Raw genomic sequence first — 20,790 nt, 5'->3', positions numbered from 1 at the left:
GGCCATTGTCAGTGGGCTGCGGTAGCTTCCGGAGGACCGGCGGGCGAAGGCGCTCGCGTGGGATTGAGCCACTAGGGGTGGGTGGGCCATGGGCGACGGCACGGCGACGGCAGATCTGGACATCCGGCTGGAGAAGCACCGCGTCGAGCTGACCGGTTACTGCTACCGGATGCTCGGCTCGTCCTTCGAGGCCGAGGACGCGGTGCAGGACACGCTGGTGCGGGCCTGGCGCAGTTACGAGAAGTTCGAGGGCCGCTCCTCGCTCCGCTCCTGGCTGTACCGCATCGCGACCAACGTCTGCTTGGACATGCTCGCCGCGGGCAACAAGCGGGCGCGCCCCATGGATCTCACGGAGGCGACGCCGCTCGCCCAGGCGGCCCTGTCCCCGCGCCCCGACCACACCTGGCTGGAGCCGGTGCCGGACGCACGCGTGCTCCCCTCGGTCAGCGACCCCGCGGAGGCGGCCGTGGCGAAGGAATCGGTACGACTGGCGTTCGTCGCGGCCCTGCAGAAGCTGCCGCCCAAGCAGCGGGCCGTGCTCATCCTGCGCGAGGTGCTGGCCTGGCGGGCGAGCGAGGTCGCCGAGCTCCTCGGCACCTCGGTCGCCTCGGTCAACAGCGCGCTCCAGCGGGCCCGGACGACCCTCGCGGAGAGCCGCGGCCAGGAGACGGACGGCGATGTCTCCGACACGCTGGACGAGGAGCAGCGCAAGCTCCTCGACCGCTACGTGGCCGCGTTCGAGGGGTACGACATGGCGGCGCTGACCGCGCTGCTGCACGAGGACGCGATCATGACGATGCCGCCGTTCGACCTGTGGCTGCGCGGCACCGGCGACATCACCGGCTTCATGACGACGATCGGCGCGTCCTGCGCGGGCTCGCGCCTGACGCCGGTCGCGGTGAACGGCCTGCCGGGCTTCGCCCACTACAAGCCCGACCCGGACAAGGGCGGCTTCACCCCGTGGGCGATCCAGGTCCTGGAGATCTCACAGGGGCGGCTCGTCGGCCTCCACTGCTTCCTCGACACCGCCCGGTGGTTCCCGCTCTTCGGGCTGCCCCTCGACCTCGAAGGGCCGCTCGACCTCGAAGGAAAGGCCGACGAGGACGAGTAGCGCGCTCAGCGCCGGGTCGGGGCCGCGCAGCACTATGCGGCCCCCGGCCCGGCGGGCGGCGAGCTGGAGCCGGGCGAGCACGTCGACGGCGGCCAGCCCGGGCGGGCCCACGCCCGTGACGTCGCACACGACGACGCCGGCTCCGGTGGCCTGAAGCCGCGCGCGGACGCCGGCGCTGAGCCGGGGCACCTCGTCCCTGGTGACGGGGCCCGGCAGCACGAGTACGGCGGGTGTCGTCGCTTCCACGCGGGTATGGACCGGGCTCCCGCCGAAAACTCATCGCCCGTACTGCCATCCGAGATCACATTGACCCCGGCCCGATGATGGCCGGAGGGTTAGCTGCATGCCCCATGCAACAGCCCCAGCAGCGTTGTTCCGGCCGAGACCCCCCGGTCCCGGTGCCACCCCGGCCGTCCGCGTCCGGGAGGTGCCGTGCAAGGGGTGCTGACGGGCTTCATGGTCATCGCCGTCGTCATCGGCGTCGGCTACTGGCTCGGCCGGAGCGGCCACCTCGGCGAGCACGGACGCGAGGTGCTGACCCGGCTCGCCTTCCACGTGGCCTCACCGGCCCTGCTGTTCACCACGCTCGCCCAGGCCGACCTGTCGGTGGTCTTCTCCAGCCGCCTCCTGGTCACGGCGCTCAGCACGGCGGTGGCGGCGGGCGTCTTCGTCGCGGTGGGCGTCGTACGGGGCTGGGGCATCGGCCGGACCACGATCGGCGCGCTGTGCTCCAGTTACGTCAACTCCGGCAACCTCGGCATTCCGATCGCCGTGTACGTCCTCGGCGACGCCTCGCTGGTGGCGCCGGTGCTGCTGTTCCAGCTCGTGCTGCTCACGCCCGTCGCGCTGACGATCCTGGACCTGGCGGGCAGGGAGGCGCACGAGCCCCTGTGGCGGCGGCTGACGAGCCCCCTGCGCAATCCCATCGCCATCGGCTCGCTCGCGGGCGTGGTGGTCGCGGCGACCGGCCTGCACGTGCCGGGCCCGGTCATGGACCCGCTGACCCTCATCGGCAACATGTCCGTGCCGGCGGTCCTGATGGCGTTCGGCATATCCCTGTGCGGCAGCACGATGCCCGCCCGGGGCCCGGACCGGTACCCGGTGCTGCTCTCGGTGGCGCTGAAGACGGTGGGCCAGCCGGTGGCCGCGTGGGCGCTGGCCGCGGGGGTCTTCGGCCTGCGCGGCGCGCACCTGCTGGACGTGGTGGTGACGTCGGCGCTGCCGGCGGCGCAGAACCTGTACACGTACGCCAGTCAGTACCGGGTGGCGGAGCGGCTGGCGCGGGACGCGGTGCTGTTGTCGACGGTGGTGTCCGTGCCGGTGCTGGTGGTGGTGGCGGCGTTGCTCGGGTGAGCCGGGCCGCCGGCCTCAGCCCTCGGGGAACTCGCCGGTGTCGAGGTCGAGGTCGAAGGGGGCGGGGAGCCTGAGTTTCTCGCCGAACTTGACGGCGCTCAGGGTGCGGTAGACGTCGCCCCTCGGTTCGCCGTAGAGGGTCGCGGTGGGGCCTCCGGGGGCCCAGCGGTCGACGAGGAGGTAGAGCGGGATGCCCGCGGCGGCGTAGGCGGCGGGCTTGCTGACGCGGTCGTGGCGGGCGTTGGACTTGGAGGTGACCTCTACGACGAGTTCGGCGAGGGGGGCGGGGACGTGGGATTCGGAGTTCAGGGTCACGTCCACCGGAGCCACCACCACGTCCGGGATGAACATGCCCAGACGGGACGGCACCGCGATCGCCATTGTCTGGTAGACCTCCCAGTCCTCCGAGAGCACTGAGTAGAGGCGGCGGTGGATACGCGAAGCGATGAAGTTGTGGCGCGGCGCGGGAGCGGGTGACACGGTGATGATCCCCTCGATGATCTCCACCTTGCTGCCCTCGGGCCAGTCCATCTCCTCCCAGAACCGGACGAGGTCGTCCCAGCTCTGCTCGGGTTCGTGGCTCACGGTGAGTGCGCTCATGGCGGTCTCCTAACGGTCATCACCGATCCCAGCATGCCGAACGGGACCGGCGGCGGTCCACCGATCCCGTTCACCCGAACGAGGGTTCCCCTGATCAGGCGGCTGATCAGGCGATTCGCTCCAGCACCACCGGCGACGGCGTGAAGTCCGTGCCGGGCGCCGCGACGTCGTACGAACCTTCCACCGCCTCCAGCGCGTACGCGAAGCGCTCGGGGGTGTCCGTGTGGAGGGTCAGCAGGGGCTGGCCCTCGGTGACCGTGTCGCCCGGCTTGGCGTGCAGCTCCACGCCCGCCGCCGCCTGCACCGGGTCCTCCTTGCGGGCGCGGCCGGCGCCCAGGCGCCAGGCGGCGAGGCCGATGTCGTAGGCGTCGAGGCGGGTGAGGACGCCGGAGGCGCCCGCCTTCACGACGTGCTGCTCCTTCGACGTGGGCAGTTCCGCGTCCGGGTCGCCGCCCTGGGCCGCGATCATGCGGCGCCACACGTCCATCGCCGAGCCGTCCGCGAGGGCCTTCGCGGGGTCCGCGTCCTTGATGCCGGCCGCGTCGAGCATCTCGCGGGCGAGGGCGACCGTCAGCTCGACGACGTCCGCCGGGCCGCCGCCCGCCAGGACCTCGACCGACTCGCGGACCTCCAGGGCGTTGCCCGCGGTCAGGCCGAGCGGGGTGGACATGTCGGTGAGGAGCGCGGCCGTCCTCACGCCGTGGTCCGTGCCGAGGCCGACCATCGTGGAGGCCAGTTCGCGGGCGTCGTCCAGGGTCTTCATGAAGGCGCCGGAGCCGACCTTCACGTCCAGGACGAGGGAGCCCGTGCCCTCCGCGATCTTCTTGGACATGATCGAGGAGGCGATCAGCGGGATGGCCTCGACCGTGCCGGTGACGTCGCGGAGCGCGTACAGCTTCTTGTCGGCGGGGGCGAGGCCGTCACCGGCGGCGCAGATCACCGCGCCGACGCCGTCGAGGACGGACAGCATCTCCTCGTTGGACAGGAGCGCCCGCCAGCCGGGGATCGACTCCAGCTTGTCGAGGGTGCCGCCGGTGTGGCCGAGGCCGCGGCCCGAGAGCTGGGGCACGGCGGCGCCGCAGGCCGCGACCAGCGGGGCCAGCGGGAGCGTGATCTTGTCGCCGACGCCGCCCGTGGAGTGCTTGTCGGCGGTCGGGCGGGTGAGGGACGAGAAGTCCATGCGCTCGCCGGAGGCGATCATCGCCGCCGTCCAGCGGGCGATCTCCCGGCGGTTCATGCCGTTGAGGAGGACGGCCATCGCGAGCGCGGACATCTGCTCGTCGGCGACCTCCCCGCGGGTGTACGCGTCGATGACCCAGTCGATCTGCGCGTCGCTGAGCTCGCCGCGGTCCCGCTTGGTGCGGATGACGGAGATGGCGTCCATGGCCATGGTGAGGGGTTTCCTTCCGGGAGTGCGAAGGGGGCGGCCCCTCCGAACGGCGTGCGGGCAGCTCGGAGGGGCCACGGGGACGTACAGGGTCCTACTGGGTGAGATGTTCCGGGCCGAAGGCCTGCGGCAGCATCTCCGACAGCGGCAGGATGCCCGCCGGGGTCTCCAGCAGCAGGTCCGGCCCGCCGAACTCGTACAGCAGCTGGCGGCAGCGGCCGCACGGGACGAGGATCTCGCCCGCGCCGTCGACGCAGGTGAAGTGCGTCAGCCGGCCGCCGCCGGTGTTCTGCAGCTCGGAGACGAGTCCGCACTCGGCGCACAGGCCGAGCCCGTAGCTGGCGTTCTCGACGTTGCAGCCGGAGACGGTGCGGCCGTCGTCGACCAGGGCGGCGACGCCGACCGGATAGCCGGAGTACGGGGCGTAGGCCCGGGACATGGCGGACCGGGCCACCGCGCGCAGCGCCTCCCAGTCCACTCCGGCGGACGCGGCGGCCGTCACTTGCCCTGCCCCTTCCGGTACGGCATGCCGCCGGCCTTCGGTGCCCGCAGCCGTTGCGCGGAGAGCGCGAGGACGACCAGCGTGATCGCGTAGGGCGTGGCGGAGACGACCTGGTTGGGCACCTCGTTGGTGGTCGCGTACCAGACGAAGAACAGCACGCCGATGACGGCGGTGATCACGGCCGGCACGTACTTCTTCCGGATCGCCAGCCAGATCGCGCCGATGACCAGCAGGATCGCGGCGAGCAGCAGCAGCGCGTGGACGTTCGCGGAGCCGCCGCGCAGGTTGAGGCTGTCGGTGTAGCCGAACAGGCCGGCGCCGAGGGCGAGGCCGCCCGGCATCCAGTTGCCGAAGATCATCGCGGCGAGACCGATGTAGCCGCGGCCGCTGGTCTGGCCCTCCAGGTAGAAGGGGTTGGCCACGATGGAGAGGAAGACGCCGCCGAGGCCGGCCAGGCCGCCGGAGATGATCACGGCGAGGTACTTGTACTTGTAGACGTTCACGCCGAGGGACTCGGCCGCGACCGGGTTCTCGCCGCAGGACCGCAGACGCAGGCCGAACGGGGTGCGCCACAGGATCCACCAGGTGGCCGGGATCAGCGCGACGGCGATCAGGGTCAGCCAGGAGACGTTGGTGACGAGGCCGCCGAGCAGGCCCGCGATGTCGGAGATCAGGAACCAGCCGTGGCCGTTGAGATCGCTGAGCGCGGACGACAGTCCCGGCACCGTGAAGTCGCCGAGGGAGTCCACCGGCGGGGACTGCTTGGCCGTACCGCCCGGGACGCCCTCGAAGGCGAGCGGGGCGAGGTAGCGGGTGGCGCCGAGGGCGAGGATGTTGATCGCCACACCGGAGACGATGTGGTTCACGTTGAAGGTGACGGTGACGATCGCGTGCAGCAGGCCGCCGATGGCGCCGCCGACGATGCCGAGCACGACGCCGGTCCAGGGGCCCCACTGGTAGCCGGCCCAGGCGCCGAACCAGGTGCCGAGGATCAGCATGCCCTCGAGGCCGATGTTGACGACGCCCGCGCGTTCGGCCCACAGGCCGCCGAGGCCGGCCAGGCCGATCGGGACGGCCAGCTCCAGCGCGGTGGACATCTGGCTGACGTTGGTGATGCCGTCGGCGCCGGTGATGATGCGGACGAGCGAGGTCAGGGCCAGCCCGCCCGCGATGATCAGCAGGACGACGGGCAGCGACAGCCGGCGGCCGGTGGGCGCGGCGGACTCGCGTGTGGGCTGGTTGAGGTCGGTCGCGGTGGTCATCGGCCCGCCACCTCCTGCTTCTCGGAGTTGTTGGCGGAGGCGGCGGAGGCCGCGCCGAGGACGTGTCCGGCCGCGAGCTCCGCGCCGACCCGGCGCTGCTGGCGGCGCAGGCCCCACTCGCGGACGGCCTCGTAGGAGACCACGACCGCGAGGACGATGATCCCCTGCATGATCACCGCGATCTCCTTGTCGTACCCGTGGAAGTCCAGCTCGGGCGAGGCCTTGTCGAGCCAGGCCCACAGCAGGGCGGCGAAGGCGATACCGGTGGGGTTGTTGCGGCCGAGCAGGGCGATGCCGATGCCCAGGAAGCCGATGCCGGTCGGGAAGTTGAGGCTGTACGTGTGGGTGTCGCCGAGGAGGATCGGCAGGCCCGCGAGACCGGAGATCGCGCCGGAGATCAGCATGGCGGTGAGCACCATGCGCTTGGGGTCGACACCGCTGGCCGCGGCGGCGCTCTCCGAGGCGCCGGAGGCGCGCAGGTCGAAGCCGAAGCGGGTGCGGTTGAGGACGACCCAGTAGCCGATGCCGAGCAGGACGGCGATGATCACGAAGCCGTAGATCTCGCCGGCCGCGCCCATGTCGATGCCGGGGAGCCAGCCGGACTCGTGCATCTCGCCGGTGGTGTTGTTGTTGCCGACCTTGACGCCGAAGACGGTGGGCAGCCAGAGGTAGCCGATGACGGCGGTCGCGATCGAGTTGAGCATGATCGTCGCGACGACCTCGCTGACCCCGCGGGTGACCTTCAGGACACCGGCGATGCCCGACCAGAACGCGCCGGTGAGCAGCGCGGTCAGGAGCAGCAGCGGGATCTGCAGGGGCGCCGGCAGCGCCACGTGGGCGCCGACGATCGCGGCGGCCATGGCGGCGAGCTGGTACTGGCCGTCGACGCCGATGTTGAACAGGTTCATCCGGAAGCCGATGGCCACCGCGAGGGCCGCGATGTAGTACATCGAGGCCTGGTTGATGATCAGGACCTGGATGTCGGAGTACGTGGCCTGCTCGAACATCAGCGTGTACGGCTCGACCGGGTTCTTGCCCGACGCGATCAGCACGATCGAGGTCAGGGCGAAGGCCACGGCGAGCGCGATGACCGGCCCGGCCACCGCGAGGAGCACGCGCTCCTTGTCGAACTTCTTCATCAGCGGGCCTCGTCTTCCGGGGCGGTGTCCTCACGGACGGCTGCGGGGTCGGACTTCCGGCCGTCCGCCGGAGGCGCCTCGTGCTCCAGGTGCCCGGTGGCCGCACCGGTCATCGCCGAGCCGAGCTCTTCCGGGGTGATCGTGGCCGGGTCGGCGTCCGCGACCAGCCTGCCGTTGTAGATGACGCGGAGCGTGTCGGAGAGGCCGATCAGCTCGTCCAGGTCGGCGGAGATCAGCAGCACCGCCAGGCCCTCGCGGCGGGCCTCGCGGATCTGGTCCCAGATCTGGGCCTGCGCGCCGACGTCCACGCCGCGGGTGGGGTGCGCGGCGATGAGGAAGCGCGGCTTGTGGCTCATCTCGCGGCCGACGATCAGCTTCTGCTGGTTGCCGCCGGAGAGGGAGGCGGCGGTGACGTCGATGCCGGGGGTGCGCACGTCGTACTCCTCGACGATGCGCCGCGTGTCCTCCTGGGCCGCCTTCGGGTCCAGCCAGACGCCCTTGGCGTTGGGCTTCTCGGTGACGTGGCCGAGGATGCGGTTCTCCCAGAGGGGCGCCTCCAGGAGCAGACCGTGGCGGTGACGGTCCTCGGGGATGTAGCCGACGCCCTGCTCGCGGCGCCTGCGCGTGGGCCAGGCGGTGATCTCGTCCTCGGCCAGCGCGATGGTGCCGGAGTCGGCGTGCTTGAGGCCGATGAGCGCGTCGACCAGCTCGGTCTGGCCGTTGCCCTCGACGCCGGCGAGTCCCAGGACCTCGCCCGCGTGGATGGTGAAGGTGATGTCGTCCAGCAGGGCCTTGCCGCCGGCCGTCTCCAGGCGCAGGTCCTTCACGGTGAGCACCGGACGGTCGGTGACCGTGGACTCGGTGGTCTCGGGCGTCGGCAGCTCGCTGCCCACCATCAGCTCGGCGAGCTGGCGGGGGGTGGTCTCGGCGGGGACGGCCGTGCCGACCGTCGTGCCGCGCCGGATGACCGTGATCTCGTCGGCGACCGACAGCACCTCGCCCAGCTTGTGAGAGATGAAGATGACGGAGAGGCCCTCGGCCTTCAGCTCGCGCAGGTTCTCGAAGAGGGCGTCGACCTCCTGCGGCACGAGCACCGCGGTGGGCTCGTCGAGGATCAGGGTCGTGGCGCCGCGGTAGAGGACCTTCAGGATCTCCACGCGCTGACGGGCGGCGACGCCGAGCTCCTCGACCAGGAGGTCGGGGCGCACTCCGAGGCCGTACCGGTCGGAGATCTCCGAGATCTTGCGCCGTGCCCTGCCGCCGATGCCGTACAGCTTCTCGCTGCCGAGAACCACGTTCTCCAGCACCGTGAGGTTGTCGGCGAGCATGAAGTGCTGGTGGACCATGCCGATGCCGCGGGCGATGGCGTCGGCGGGGGACGAGAAGGAGACCTGCTCGCCGTCGATCGCGATGGTGCCCTCGTCCGGCTTCTGCATGCCGTAGAGGATCTTCATCAGCGTCGACTTGCCGGCGCCGTTCTCACCGACGAGGGCGTGGACGGTGCCCTTGCGGACGGTGAGGTGGATGTCGTGGTTGGCCACGACGCCCGGGAAGCGTTTGGTGATTCCGGCGAGCTCGACGGCGGTCGCCCGACCGCCGTCCGCCGCGCCGGCCGGAGGGCTGGGAGGGCTGCTGGACGCGTTGATAACGCACTCTCCTGGGGAAAGGGGGTCGTCTACGCGCGTAGCGCCCCTACGACATACAAAAGGGGGCGACCCACCGCTGCGAAACGGGGTGCGGGAAGCCGGCCTTCCCACACCCCGTCGAGCGGTCGTAACCCCGCGGTCACTGGCTGCTCGTGCTCCTGCTGTGTTGCCGTGTCAGCTGGACTTGACCTTGATCTCGCCGCTGATGATCTTCTCCTTGGCCTCTTCGACGGCCTTCTGGAGCTCGGCGTCGCCCTTGAACGTGGGGTTCGAGTCCGCGAGGCCGATCTCACCGCTCTTCAGATCGCCCCTGACGATACCCGTCTCGGGCTTGCCGTCCTCGACCGACTTCGCGAGGTTGTACACCGCCTTGGCGACACCCTTCGTGGCCGAGGTGAGGATGTGGTCCTTGTACGCGGCGAGGGCTTCCTGCTGGTACTGGTCGGAGTCGACGCCGATCGCCCAGATCTCGTTGGCCGCGGCCGCCTCGATCACGCCCTGGCCGGAGAGACCGGCGGCGGCGTAGATCACGTCGGCCTTCTTCTCGATCTGGCCCTCGGCGGCAGCCTTGCCCTTGTCGGGGCTGGAGAAGCCGCCCTCCTCGGCCGTCTGGGTCAGGAACTGCGACAGCACCGTGGCCTTCGGGTTCGTGTCCTTGACACCCTGCTCGAAGCCGGCCTTGAACTTGTGGATCAGCGGGTTGTCCACGCCGCCCACGAAGCCCACGACGTTCGTCTCGCTCTTCTTCGCGGCGGCGACACCGGCGAGGTAGGAGGCCTCCTCCTCGGCGAAGACGAGGTCGGCGACGTTGTCGGCCTCGATGGTGGAGTCGTCGACGATGCCGAACGTGGTGTCCGGGTACTTCGCCGCGGCCTCCTTGATGGCCGGCGCGTAGGCGTAGCCGACGCCGACGATGGGGTTGTAGCCCTGCTTGGCCAGCGAGACGAGGCGCTGCGTCTTGTCGGCGTCGGTCTCACCGTCGGTGGGCTCGACGTCGGCGGTCTCGTAGCCGAACTCGTTCTTCGCCTGCTCAAGGCCCGTGTACGCGGCGTCGTTGAAGGACTGGTCGCCGCGGCCGCCGATGTCGTACGCGATGGCGAGGCCCTTGTTCTTGCCGTCGGACCCGGAGGACGAGCTCTCGGTGGAGGTGCCGCCACAGGCGGAGAGGGCGAGGGCGAGTGAGGCGGTCGCTGCGCCCGCGACCGTGAGGCGGGAAACCCGGCGCATGGTGTTGCTCCTGTCGTACAAGCGCCCGGCTGGATCGGCTGCGGCGCTGGCTCTGGCTCCGCCGCACATTAACGCGCGTAGACCGCCGAGAAAACCCCTTCTGTCCACCTTGTTATATACGCGGCGCACCTTGTCGCCACCTTGTTATACGCCCGTGGCGGAGGGCGGTCGGACGGTTCCGCAGGGTGTGTGCGTGACGGGGTTCGAGGCGGTCGGCGCCGTCGCCCGCCCGCCCGCCGGAGCGGGCACGGCCCGGCGCGTCCCCGTACGGAGGCGTCCGGCGTCGGCCCGGTTGCGGGTCCCGGCGTGCGCCTGGGACCGGGCGCCCGTGAGTGCGCGGCGCCCGGTCCCAGGTCCCACCCCTACCGCTCCGTACGGACCTCGATCGTGCCGGCGATGATCGCCTCCTTGGCCTTGGTCACGGCGTCCTTCAGGCCGGGGACCTTTCCGAACTCCGGGTTGCTCTCGGCCAGGCCCACGCCGTCGGCCTCCAGGTCGAAGGTCTGCGTGCCGGTCAGCGGCTTGCCGTCCTCCACCGACTTGGCGAGCGCGTACACCGAACCGCCGACGTCCTTGAGCGCCGAGGTCAGGATGTACTCCTTGTACGCGGCGAGGGCCTCCTGCCCGTACTGGTCCGAGTCGACTCCGATCGCCCACTTCTTCCGGGTGGCGGCGGCCTCGATCACGCCCTGGCCGGAGAGACCGGCGGCCTGGTAGATGACGTCGGCGCCCTTCTCCAGTTGCGCCTCGGCGGCGGCCTTGCCCTTGTCGGGGCTGGCGAAGCCGCCCTCCTCCGCGGTCTGGGTCAGGTACTGCGACTCGACCTCGACCTCGGGATCGGTGTCCTCGACGCCCTGCGTGAAGCCCGCCTCGAACTTGTGGATCAGCGGAACGTCCACACCGCCCACGAAGCCCACCGTGTTCGTCCTGGTGGCCTTGGCGGCGGCGACACCGGCGAGGTACGAGGCCTCGTTCTCGGCGAAGACCAGGGAGGCCACGTTCTCGCCCTCGACGACCGAGTCCACGATGCCGAAGGTGGTGTCCGGGTACTCCGCGGCGACCTGCTCCATCGCGGGGCCGTAGGCGTAGCCGACCCCGATGACGGGGTTGTAGCCCTGCCGGGCCAGCGACGTCAGGCGCTGCACCTTGTCCGCGTCGATCTCACCTTCGGTGGGCTCGATGTCGGCGGTCTCGTAGCCGAACTCCTTCTTCGCCCGCTCCAGGCCCGCGTACGCGGCGTCGTTGAAGGACTGGTCGCCCCGGCCGCCGATGTCGTACGCGATGGCGAGACCCCTGTCGCCCTCGCTCTCGCCGCCGTTCCCGGCCTCGCTGCTCGTGCCGCCGCAGGCCGTGGCGGCGAGCGCGAGCGACGCGGCCCCCACCGCCGCGCGAGTCAGTCTGGATATCCGACGCATCGTGAAGTTCCCCATTCTGGGTGCCTGAGTTCGGCGCACATTAACGCGCGTAGAAACTCCGGGGAACGGTCTTCTCCCGTGCCGTTATCCATTCGTGCCGGTGGCCCGTTACGCCCCGGTGAACCACCCTCGTGAAAGGGGTGGTACACGGCGTAACGGGCCTGCCGGTGCCCCCTCGCGCCCGGTGCGGCCGGCTACGGGCGGCGGTCGCCCGCGTCCAGCAGCGCGGCCGCCGTGAACAGCTCGACGCCCACCGTGATCGCGTGCTCGTCGGCGTCGAAGTCGCCCTGGTGCAGGTCGCGGACGAGGCGGTCGCCGGGCCTGCGGACGCCGAGCCGGGCCATGGCGCCCGGGACGTGCTCCAGGTACCAGGAGAAGTCCTCGCCGCCCAGGCTCTGCTCGGTGCCCTCGACGGACTGTGCGCCGCGCCGCGAGATCATGGCGTTCCGCAGCAGCTCGGTGACGTCCGGGTCGTTGACGACCGGCGGCACGCCCCGGACGTAGGTGATCTCGGACTTGGCGCGGTGCAGGTTGGCGATCTCGTCGATGGCGGCGTGCACCACGTCGGGCGCCTCGCGCCAGGCGGCGAGGTCGAGGCAGCGCACGGTGCCGGAGAGCTCGGCGTGCTGCGGGATCACGTTGGGGGCGTGCCCGGACTCGATGCGGCCCCAGGTCAGGGAGAGCCCGCTGCGGGCGTCGACGCGCCGGGCGACGATCGCGGGCACGTCGGTGGCGACCCGGGCCACGGCGGTGACGAGGTCGGTGGTCAGGTGCGGGCGCGCGGTGTGCCCGCCGGGACCGTCGAGGGCGATCTCCAGCCGGTCGCAGGCCGAGGTGATCGGGCCGACGCGGAGTCCGACGCGGCCGGCCTCGACCCTGGGGTCGCAGTGCACGGCGACGATCCGTCCCACCCCGTCGAGCACGCCGGACTTGATCGCCTCCGCGGCACCGCCGGGCAGCACCTCCTCGGCGGGCTGGAAGATCAGCCGTACGGGATGCGGCAGGCGGCCCTGCCGGTGCAGCTCGGCCAGGACCAGGCCGGTGCCGAGGACGACGGTGGTGTGCACGTCGTGCCCGCAGGCGTGCGCCCGGTCGGGCACCGTGGAACGGTAGGCGCACTCGGTCTTGGTGTCGGGGATGGGCAGGGCGTCGATGTCGGCCCGGAAGGCGACCACGGGCCGCCCGGCGTCCACCTCGCCGATGTCGCAGACGAGACCGGTTCCGCCGTCGAGCACACGGGGTACGAGCCCGGCCAGCTCCAGGCGGGCCTTGATCGCGGCGGTCGTACGGAACTCCTGGTTGCCGAGTTCCGGGTGCATGTGCAAGTCGCGGCGGAACGCGACGAGTTCGGCGCGCAGCGCTTCCGGCAGCGCGCCGGGGAGCACGGCACCCCCGGGGTGTTCGGCCTCGGACTCTGGGGACATCAGCTGGTTCACCCTTTGAAGAGTAGGGCGATCGGGCGGCCAACTAACCCACGATCAACAAAACTTCAGCCCGTCAGGGGAAGATAATTCTGGCCGCGCGGTGCATGGGTACCGATCGGGATGGGTAAACTCGCCCGGCTCACCGGACGAATGGATCTTGTCGACCACTGGGGCGTGTGCCCACTGTGAGGTCGCTCACACGCAGCCCGCCGGGATGACCGCGCAGTCCACTGCTGGGATGGGCCGGGGGTGCCCGGCGTTCTCCGTCCTCCACGGATATCACGGCCGCCGTGCGGCCCCGTCCGGGAACGGCCACTACCGGACGACGGTTCGGAAACAGGCACGTAGGGCCTTCCGGCGCGGCGCCCGGGCCGTCACTCCGGGGCGCGCATGCGGTTCCCCAGCCTCCCCGACCTGCAGCAACACCACGCATCGCGTGCCGCCACGCACGGCGACCCCCGTGCCGGAGGGCCAGCCGGGTGACGCCGCCGACGGACGGGTGGCGGACGAATCGTCCCGATCGGACCAGCGGAACCGGGAAGTCCCGCCGGCGGTACGGCCCCCTCGTGCGTGATCCACATCACCTCACCGGTCACATCGGAAGCGGTGAGTCCCGTAGGCCCGTGCGGTCGTATCCGGCACAGAACACGTGCCGAGCACCGTACGGACCCACGAGGAGCACACGATGACGACGTCCGCCGCGAAGGGCCCCGCCGGCTACTTCCCCTCGATCGAGAAGAAGTACGGGCGCCCGGTCGCGGAGTGGAAGGAGCTGATCCGCTCCTCCCCGCTCACCCGGCACATGGAGCTCGTGACCTGGCTCAAGAGCGAGCACGGCCTGGGCCACGGGCACGCGAACGCCCTGGTGGCGCACACGCTGGCGGAGGGCAGCGGCAAGTAGCGCGGCCGGGGGCCGCCGGACGGAGTCCGGCGGCCCCCGTTCCGTGCGCGCCGCCGCTAGGCGTAGGTCTCGAACTCGGCGACCTTCGGCGTGCCGTCCGCGCCGGTGATCTCAAAGGTGATCTTGCGCAGCGAGGTGCCGGCGAAGGAGACCGTGCCCGCACCGCTGCCGGCGGCCAGGACGGCGCCGGTGTCGCCGTCGAGCACCCGGTACGACCCGATGGTGCCCTCGGAGCCCGACGCCTCGCGGACGGCGATCGAGGAGACCTCGGTGGCGGAGCTCCACTTGATCGAGACGGACCCGGTGGTGCCGTTCGGCGACCAGTAGGTGTTCAGGTCACCGTCGCGGACGTTCCCGTAGCTCGTGCCGGAGGCCCTGCCGGAGCCGTCGGAGCCGGCCCCGATGCTGAGGTTGGTGCCGCCCGGCTGCGTGGGCCCGGCCTCGGTGGGCTCCGGCTCGGCCTCGGTGGGCTCGGGCTCGGGGTCGGCCGGGGTGGTCGGGTCCGACGGGGCCGGCGCCTGCGTGGAGCACTCGCCGTCCGACACCTTCAGGCCCTTGTCGGCACCCGCCGTCTCGCTCACGATGGCCGGCACACAGCTCGCCGCGTCGAGCTCGGCGGTGTAGGGGACGGTGACGGTGGTGTTGGACTTCGGGTCCGGTCCGGCGGGCTTGTTGTCACCGCTCGCCTTCGACCAGGTCACGTTGTCGAAGGTGTTGCCGCCGACCTGCCAGTAGCCGGCCTCGGAGGTGTAGAAGGTGCCGAGGACGTCCTTGGAGTCCTCGAAGTAGTTGTTCTCCACCTTGGCCTTGGCGCCGGCGCGGGAGTTGATGCCGGAGCTGTTCAGGCTCACGTAGTGGTTGTTGTACATGTGGGCCGTGCCGCCGCGCAGCAGGGGCGCCCGGGAGTCGATGTTCTCGTACTTGTTGTGGTGGAACGTGATGAAGCTGTTGGAGCGGTCGCTCTCGCTGGAGCCGATGAGGCCGCCGCGGCCGGAGTTGCGCAGGACGCTGTAGGACAGCGTCACGTACTTGGTGTCGTCCTTCATGTCGAAGAGGCCGTCGTAGCCCTCCGACTCGCCGCCCGAGGCCTCCAGCGTGACGTGGTCCACCCAGACGTTGCGGACGCCGTTCTCCATGCTGATGGCGTCACCGCCGTTGGAGAGGGGCGAGCCCGACTTCTTGACGTTCCTGACGGTCACGTTCTGGACGATGATGTTGCTGGCCTCGCGGATGTGGATGCCGAGCTGGTCGAACGTGGCGCCCTTGCCGACGCCGACGATCGAGACGTTGCTGACCTGCTTGAGCTCGATCACACCGGCGGCCGTGTTGCAGCTGCTCCCGGACACCTTGCCGGTGTTGCCGTGGTTGATGGTGCCCTCGACCTCGATGGTGATCGGGGTGTCGTCCGCGGCACGGCCGCACAGGGCCTCGTGGATCTGGGTGCCCGTGGTGGCGCGGACCGTCTTGCCGCCCGCGCCGCCGGTGGTGCCGCCGTTCTGGGTCGCGTACCCGGTGGCGCTTCCGGTCACCGCCGCCGACGCCTCCCCGGGCACCGACAGGTACACACCGGTTCCGGCCGCGACGGCCAGCGTGGCCAGCGCCGCGTGGAGCCGCAGCTTCGTCTTCCTGTGGGACTTCGGGCGCCGGGTCGTGCTGCTGTGCGTCGTGGTCAACGTGCTCTGCCTCTTCGTGCGTCGGTGACGGTTCTCGAGGGGGGTGAACCGTGCTGTGCCCTCAAGTGGTCACCGACGGCGGGGAGGTTGCCGCCGCGCGGAAAAAGATTTTTTACGGCGCTCGTCCCGCAGGCGCCCGTCCCGCGGTCAGGCCGTGCTCACCGCCGACAGCCGGTGCACGTCACGGGCCTTCCCCGTGACGCCGGCCAGGAAGCCCTGGGCGCCGGGTGAGGCGTGCCGGGTGAGCCAGGCCGGGTCTATGTCGCAGACGGCGACCTTGACGTCCGTGCCCGCGAGCGCCAGCGGCAGGGTGTGGACGACCGTGGACGGGAAGCTGAGCACGGTGCGGCCGATGGGTCCGCGGCGGGCGACCAGTTCCAGGGGGAGCTCGGGACGGACCACTTCCAGGCCCGTCTCCGAGGCCAGGCGGCGGAGCTTCTCGTTGCTCTCCCGGCGGTGGGCGAAGTAGCGGGCCGCGCCGTGGGTGCGGGCGAGCGTCCGGACCGCCTCCAGGTAGCGGTCGCCGTCCACCACGCCCGTCTCCACCAGGGAGGTGCCCACGAGGTCGGCGCTCCTGGTGACGCGCGGCGGGCCGAAGCGGGCGCGGGTCCAGGCGAAGTCGTTCGCCCGGACCGTCACGCCCTCGGGGACCCGCTCGATCGGCATGGAGGAGAAGATCCCCACCTGCCGGTGCGGGCCGGGGGTGAGCCGGTTGCGGGCGGCGGACGCCACCGGGGCGAAGACGAGGTCGCGGGGGCCGGACCGGCCGCCCTTGCGGTGCCAGCGCACCAGGCGCTCACCGTTGGCGAGCTGGGAGACGAACTCCATGGTCGCCGTGCCGTCGTCCACGACCACGAGCTGCCCGGCGTGGGTGATGGTCAGCAGGAGCTGCACGTAGCGGGAGAACGGGTCGCCCATGACGACCCGGTGCGCGGCGCGCAGCAGGGGGGCGAGGCCGGCGATCGTGCGGAACGGGGCCGTGGCGCCGCCCCGTGCCTCCTCCCACCGCACCTCGTGCCCCTCTTCCCGGGCCAGCTCCGTCATGCGGCGGAGCTGGCCGCGGGTCATGGGGTCGTTCGGCGAGAGGACGACGAGGGTGATCCCCGTGCCGGCGGTCCCGGGCTCCCCGGAGGACCCCGCGCCGGGGCCTTCCCCGGGGCCCGCGGCCCCGTCCCCGGTCGCACCGGAGGCATGGGCGTGCGCCCACTCCAGGACGTTCAGCAGCTGGACCGGGCTCTCGACGAAGGCGAGAGTGCGGGAGCGGGAACCGGGGTTTCCGGCGCGGGGTCTCATCGTCATGGGGCCGTCTCGTCCGTGGGGGCGGGGGTCAGACCGAGACCGGCTCGCCCGCCGCGTCGGCGATCTCCGCCTCGGCGACGACGCCCTGGACTCGGCGCAGCTTCTTCATCGGGCCGAGCTCGGAGTCGTAGACCTTCTTCACACCGTCGCCGAGCGAGGCCTCGATGATGCGGATGTCACGGACGAGGCGCGCCAAACCCTGCGGCTCGACCGAGGCGGCCTGGTCGGAGCCCCACATCGCGCGGTCCAGGGTGATGTGGCGCTCGACGAAGGTGGCGCCGAGGGCGACCGCGGCGAGCGTGGTCTGCAGGCCCGTCTCGTGACCGGAGTAGCCGATCGGGACGTTCGGGTACTCCTGCTGGAGGGTGTTGATCACGCGGAGGTTGAGCTCCTCGGCCTTCGCCGGGTACGTCGACGTGGCGTGGCAGAGCAGGATGTTGTCGCTGCCCAGGACCTCGACCGCGTGGCGGATCTGCTTCGGGGTCGACATGCCGGTGGAGAGGATGACCGTACGGCCGGTGGCGCGCAGGGCGCGCAGCAGCTCGTCGTCGGTCAGGGACGCGGACGCCACCTTGTGGGCCGGGACGTCGAACTTCTCCAGGAAGGCGACGGCCTCGGTGTCCCACGGGGAGGCGAACCAGTCGATCCCCTTCTCCTTGCAGTACTCGTCGATCTTGCGGTAGTCGTCCTCGTCGAACTCCACGCGGTGACGGTAGTCGATGTAGGTCATCCGGCCCCAGGGGGTGTCGCGCTCGATGTCCCACTGGTCGCGCGGGGTGCAGATCTCCGGGGTGCGCTTCTGGAACTTGACCGCGTCGCAGCCGGCTTCCGCGGCCACGTCGATCAGCTTGAACGCGTTCTCGAGGTCGCCGTTGTGGTTGATGCCGATCTCGCCGGTGACGTAGACGGGCTGGCCGGGGCCGGCGGTCTTGGAACCGAACTTGCGCAGACGGTTGTTGGTGGTCATGGCGGAGAAGTTCCTTACCTGTCGAGGGAGTCGAGAGAAGGGCCGAGGATCCAGCTGGCGATCTCTCGGATCGCGCCGTCGCCACCGGGGACGGTGGTGACCGCGCGGGCGGCGCCGCGTACGACGTCGTGGGCGCTCGCGACCGCCACGGGCCAGCCCACGAGGGCGAAGCACGGGAGGTCGTTCACGTCGTTGCCGACGTAGAGCACGCGCTCCGGCGCGATGCCCTGCTCCTCGCACCACTGCTTCAGTGCGAGGTCCTTCCGGTCGATGCCGTGCAGCACGGGGAGCTCGAGCTTCCGTGCGCGGGCGGCGACGACCGGGTTCTGTTCCGTGGACAGGATCAGCATCTTCAGGCCGCTCCTGCGGAGGGCCGCGATGCCGAGTCCGTCCCCGCGGTGCACGGAGACGAACTCCCGTCCGTCGGAGTCGACGAGCACCCGGTCATCGGTCTGGGTGCCGTCGAAGTCGAGGACGACCGCGTCGATGTCGGCGGCGGTCGGGAGGGTGGTGGCGCCCGCCCTTTCGTTGTCGAACAGCGGCGCCAGGGCCCGGGCGCGGGCCAGGTCGTGCGGGTCGTCGATCTCCAGCACGCGGGCCGGGTCGGTGCGCACCGGTTCCGTACGGCCGAAGAAGCGGTGCTTGTGCTCGCGCAGCCCGGCCGCGTCCATGGCGTACGCGGCGCCCGTCTCCAGGAGGTCCTGGGGGCGGTCCTGGCGGCGCGGGCGGAACGACTTGTCGTGGTTGACGCCGTACCCGCTGTGCGTGCCGGTGGTCTCGGCGACCGCGGTGCCGCCGCCGACTGCCTCGGTGCGGGCCGGCTCGGCGACCGCGGGGTCGTCGGCCGCGTCGCGCCAGATGAAGCCGTGGAAGGGCGCGACGGTGAGCGCCGTGTCGGCGCCCCGCTCCACGATGGCGGCGACCACCCCGTCGATGTCCTCGCGGACGATGAACGGGCTGGTGCACTGGACGAGCAGCACCACGTCCACCGGGGTGCCGTGGAGCGCCTCGTGGGCGTCCATGGCGTGCAGCACGGCGGCCTCGGAGGTGGCGGTGTCACCGGCGATGGCGGCCGGGCGCAGCACCACCTCGGCCCCGGCCTCGCGGGCGGCGGCGGCGATGGTGTGGTCGTCGGTGGAGACCACCACGTCCGTCACCAGGCGGGCGGCCCGGCACTCGTTGACCGCGCGGACCACGAGCGGGACGCCGCCGACCGGGGCGAGGTTCTTCGCGGGGACGCCCTTGGAGCCGCCGCGCGCGGGAATCACGGCGAGTACGCGGCGCACCGGCGCCGGGCTGCCCGCCTCGGGGTGGGACATGGACTGTACTCCTTGCGAAGGGACGAGGGCCTGTCCGGCCCGTGCACCGGATCGTGGGCCGGCCGTGCTCACAGCTCCCCCATCCGCCGGATGACGGGTGCCACCCGCTGCACGCCGTGCCGGTAGGCGCCGCGCGCCGCCCGGCGCACGATCTGGCGCACGGGGCTGGGCTCCTTGTCGGCGGCGGGTGCTCCGGGCAGCGGGGCGCCGTCCGGGCCGAGGTGGTGACGGGCGAGGATGCCGGGCAGGTAGCCGGGCGCGGTGACGGGCGTGTAGTACGGGGCGAGCGGGGGGAGCGCCTCGGCTCCGAGGAGCTTCGTGATGCGCTCGCGCGCCGCGTCGAAGGCCGTCTCGTACGCCCCATCGGCAGCGACGCCCTGCCGGGCGACCCACTCGGGGTCGGGCGTCGGTTGGTGCCCCTCGTCGAGCTGGTTCCAGGAGGCGAGACAGCCGGAGCCCACGAAGTGGTGGTTGCCGAGGGCCTCGCGGATGCCCAGGTCGGTGAGGACGACCGTGGGGATACGGCGGTGCAGGGACTCCAGGGCGGCCGTGGAGCTGACCGTGACGAGCAGGTCGGTGCGGTCGAGGACCTCGCCCATGTTGCCGTAGACCAGGCGGAAGTTGGCCGGCAGATCGGTCTTCTGCGCCAGCTTCTGGTACGGCAGTTCCTCGATGTGGGTGGTGTGCTCGCCCGGCTTGGAGCGCAGCTTCAGCAGCACCTCGCGCTCGGGGTGCAGCCGGGCGTGCTGGATCAGCCGGTTCAGCAGGTACGTACGGTCCCTGCGGTTCTCCGGCACGGAGGGCTGGGCCGCGAAGACGACCGTGTACGGGTCGTGCTCACCGGTGTAGTCCGCGCCGCCCAGGAACGGCAGCGCCACCTCCGTCACCGAGGACGCGTCGGCGCCGACCCCCTCGTACACGGCCCGGAAACGCTCCGCGTCCTGCCGGGAGTTGGCGAGGACGAGGTCCGCGCCGTGCCGCAGCAGCAGTCCGTCGGCGAGCTTCTCGTAGACGACGCCGACGTAGCCGGTGACGACGACGGGCCGGTCGGTCCGGCTGCCCCAGGCGCTCCTGAGGCCGTGCAGCATGGCCTGGACGCCGCCGCCGACGAGGGCGAGTACAACGATGTCGTACGGCTCGTCGGCGCCGGTCCCCTCCGCCGCGTCGCCGGTGGCTCTCGTCATCGTCCGCAGGAACTCCACGCCGGTGACCTCGCGGAGCGTGTCCGCGCGGATGCCGACCTCGTCGAGCTGGCGGGCCGTGGGGGTGGCACGACCGCGCAGGAGATAGCCGTCCAGACGGATGTCCGAGTCATCCGGAGCGATACGGTGCGCGGTGAGCGCACCCCACTTCCACCGGGTGTCCGAATCCGCGAGGACGGCGATCCGCAAGGGCTTCCTGGTACTTGCTGGCACCCCTAGACGCTAAGAAGCGATTGCGCATCTTGGGTCAACCTGAACACAACAATTGGTTAACAGAACACCGACGGGAAAAGAACCGGCCACAGATCAGTCTCGAAGTAGACGTGATTCACCGTTCCGACACCTTTGGTTCATCCTGTATCC

At 71.2% G+C, this 20,790-nt stretch carries 17 protein-coding genes and 1 pseudogene; 3 read left to right on the top strand and 15 right to left on the bottom strand.

The window, feature by feature from the left end; translation table 11 throughout:
- Positions 1–88: 88 nt before the first annotated feature.
- Positions 89–1,111 carry a sigma-70 family RNA polymerase sigma factor gene (locus tag IEZ04_RS02580; protein ID WP_189214924.1) on the top strand — a complete coding sequence of 341 codons (1,023 nt, stop codon included), beginning with the start codon at positions 89–91 and terminating at the stop codon, positions 1,109–1,111.
- Here the strand turns inward: IEZ04_RS02580 and IEZ04_RS35915 are convergent.
- Positions 995–1,357: pseudogene (locus tag IEZ04_RS35915) on the bottom strand (STAS domain-containing protein); the annotation flags it as partial. The gene IEZ04_RS02580 and the pseudogene IEZ04_RS35915 sit on opposite strands and share 117 nt — an antisense overlap.
- 186 nt (positions 1,358–1,543) lie before the next feature.
- On the opposite strand from IEZ04_RS35915, the gene IEZ04_RS02570 reads away from it, so the two are divergent.
- A complete protein-coding gene (locus IEZ04_RS02570; RefSeq protein ID WP_189214923.1) occupies positions 1,544–2,464 on the top strand; it encodes an AEC family transporter in 921 nt (306 codons plus the stop codon).
- Positions 2,465–2,479: 15 nt separating this feature from the next.
- On the opposite strand, the gene IEZ04_RS02565 is transcribed toward IEZ04_RS02570, so the two are convergent.
- From IEZ04_RS02565 to IEZ04_RS02525, 9 genes are all read right to left on the bottom strand, one after another.
- On the bottom strand, positions 2,480–3,064 hold the full coding sequence (locus IEZ04_RS02565) for a Uma2 family endonuclease (RefSeq protein ID WP_189214922.1): 585 nt from the start codon (positions 3,062–3,064) through the stop codon (positions 2,480–2,482).
- 106 nt (positions 3,065–3,170) lie between these two features.
- Complete coding sequence (locus IEZ04_RS02560) at positions 3,171–4,454, bottom strand: thymidine phosphorylase (RefSeq protein WP_189214921.1); 1,284 nt, start codon at positions 4,452–4,454, stop codon at positions 3,171–3,173.
- A 91-nt stretch (positions 4,455–4,545) separates the two neighbouring features.
- Entirely contained in the window at positions 4,546–4,953 is a 408-nt protein-coding gene (locus tag IEZ04_RS02555; protein WP_189214920.1) for a cytidine deaminase, read from the bottom strand.
- Positions 4,950–6,215 carry an ABC transporter permease gene (locus tag IEZ04_RS02550; RefSeq protein WP_189214919.1) on the bottom strand — a complete coding sequence of 422 codons (1,266 nt, stop codon included), beginning with the start codon at positions 6,213–6,215 and terminating at the stop codon, positions 4,950–4,952. Before IEZ04_RS02550 ends, IEZ04_RS02555 begins: the two co-directional genes overlap by 4 nt.
- Entirely contained in the window at positions 6,212–7,354 is a 1,143-nt protein-coding gene (locus tag IEZ04_RS02545; RefSeq protein WP_189214918.1) for an ABC transporter permease, read from the bottom strand. The genes IEZ04_RS02550 and IEZ04_RS02545 overlap by 4 nt, the downstream gene beginning before the upstream one ends.
- The gene (locus IEZ04_RS02540; RefSeq protein WP_189215373.1) at positions 7,354–9,000 is read right to left on the bottom strand and encodes an ABC transporter ATP-binding protein; all 1,647 of its coding nucleotides are present in this window, start codon (positions 8,998–9,000) and stop codon (positions 7,354–7,356) included. Before IEZ04_RS02540 ends, IEZ04_RS02545 begins: the two co-directional genes overlap by 1 nt.
- Positions 9,001–9,174: 174 nt before the next feature.
- On the bottom strand, positions 9,175–10,227 hold the full coding sequence (locus tag IEZ04_RS02535) for a BMP family lipoprotein (protein ID WP_189214917.1): 1,053 nt from the start codon (positions 10,225–10,227) through the stop codon (positions 9,175–9,177).
- 362 nt (positions 10,228–10,589) lie between these two features.
- A complete protein-coding gene (locus IEZ04_RS02530) occupies positions 10,590–11,642 on the bottom strand; it encodes a BMP family lipoprotein (protein ID WP_189214916.1) in 1,053 nt (350 codons plus the stop codon).
- A 194-nt stretch (positions 11,643–11,836) separates the two neighbouring features.
- Complete coding sequence (locus IEZ04_RS02525; RefSeq protein WP_189215372.1) at positions 11,837–13,066, bottom strand: amidohydrolase; 1,230 nt, start codon at positions 13,064–13,066, stop codon at positions 11,837–11,839.
- A gap of 685 nt (positions 13,067–13,751) precedes the next feature.
- Here IEZ04_RS02525 and IEZ04_RS02520 point away from each other — a divergent pair.
- The gene (locus IEZ04_RS02520; RefSeq protein WP_189214915.1) at positions 13,752–13,967 is read left to right on the top strand and encodes a DUF4287 domain-containing protein; all 216 of its coding nucleotides are present in this window, start codon (positions 13,752–13,754) and stop codon (positions 13,965–13,967) included.
- A 56-nt stretch (positions 13,968–14,023) separates the two neighbouring features.
- Here the strand turns inward: IEZ04_RS02520 and IEZ04_RS02515 are convergent, their stop codons facing one another.
- From IEZ04_RS02515 to IEZ04_RS02495, 5 genes are all read right to left on the bottom strand, one after another.
- On the bottom strand, positions 14,024–15,640 hold the full coding sequence (locus IEZ04_RS02515; RefSeq protein ID WP_229820791.1) for a pectate lyase family protein: 1,617 nt from the start codon (positions 15,638–15,640) through the stop codon (positions 14,024–14,026).
- Positions 15,641–15,787: 147 nt separating this feature from the next.
- Positions 15,788–16,933 carry a hypothetical protein gene (locus tag IEZ04_RS02510; RefSeq protein ID WP_189215370.1) on the bottom strand — a complete coding sequence of 382 codons (1,146 nt, stop codon included), beginning with the start codon at positions 16,931–16,933 and terminating at the stop codon, positions 15,788–15,790.
- Between the two features lie 34 nt (positions 16,934–16,967).
- Positions 16,968–17,906, bottom strand: coding sequence for an N-acetylneuraminate synthase family protein (locus IEZ04_RS02505; protein WP_189214914.1), 939 nt, complete (start codon positions 17,904–17,906; stop codon positions 16,968–16,970).
- 14 nt (positions 17,907–17,920) lie between these two features.
- Positions 17,921–19,225 carry an N-acylneuraminate cytidylyltransferase gene (locus IEZ04_RS02500; RefSeq protein ID WP_189214913.1) on the bottom strand — a complete coding sequence of 435 codons (1,305 nt, stop codon included), beginning with the start codon at positions 19,223–19,225 and terminating at the stop codon, positions 17,921–17,923.
- Between the two features lie 68 nt (positions 19,226–19,293).
- Complete coding sequence (locus IEZ04_RS02495) at positions 19,294–20,640, bottom strand: DUF6716 putative glycosyltransferase (RefSeq protein ID WP_189214912.1); 1,347 nt, start codon at positions 20,638–20,640, stop codon at positions 19,294–19,296.
- Positions 20,641–20,790 lie beyond the last annotated feature (150 nt).

The organism is Streptomyces ruber (genome assembly GCF_014648075.1).
GTDB lineage: Bacteria > Actinomycetota > Actinomycetes > Streptomycetales > Streptomycetaceae > Streptomyces > Streptomyces ruber.
Note: the sequence above shows the minus strand (reverse complement) of the source record. Positions and strands in the feature narration are given on the sequence as shown.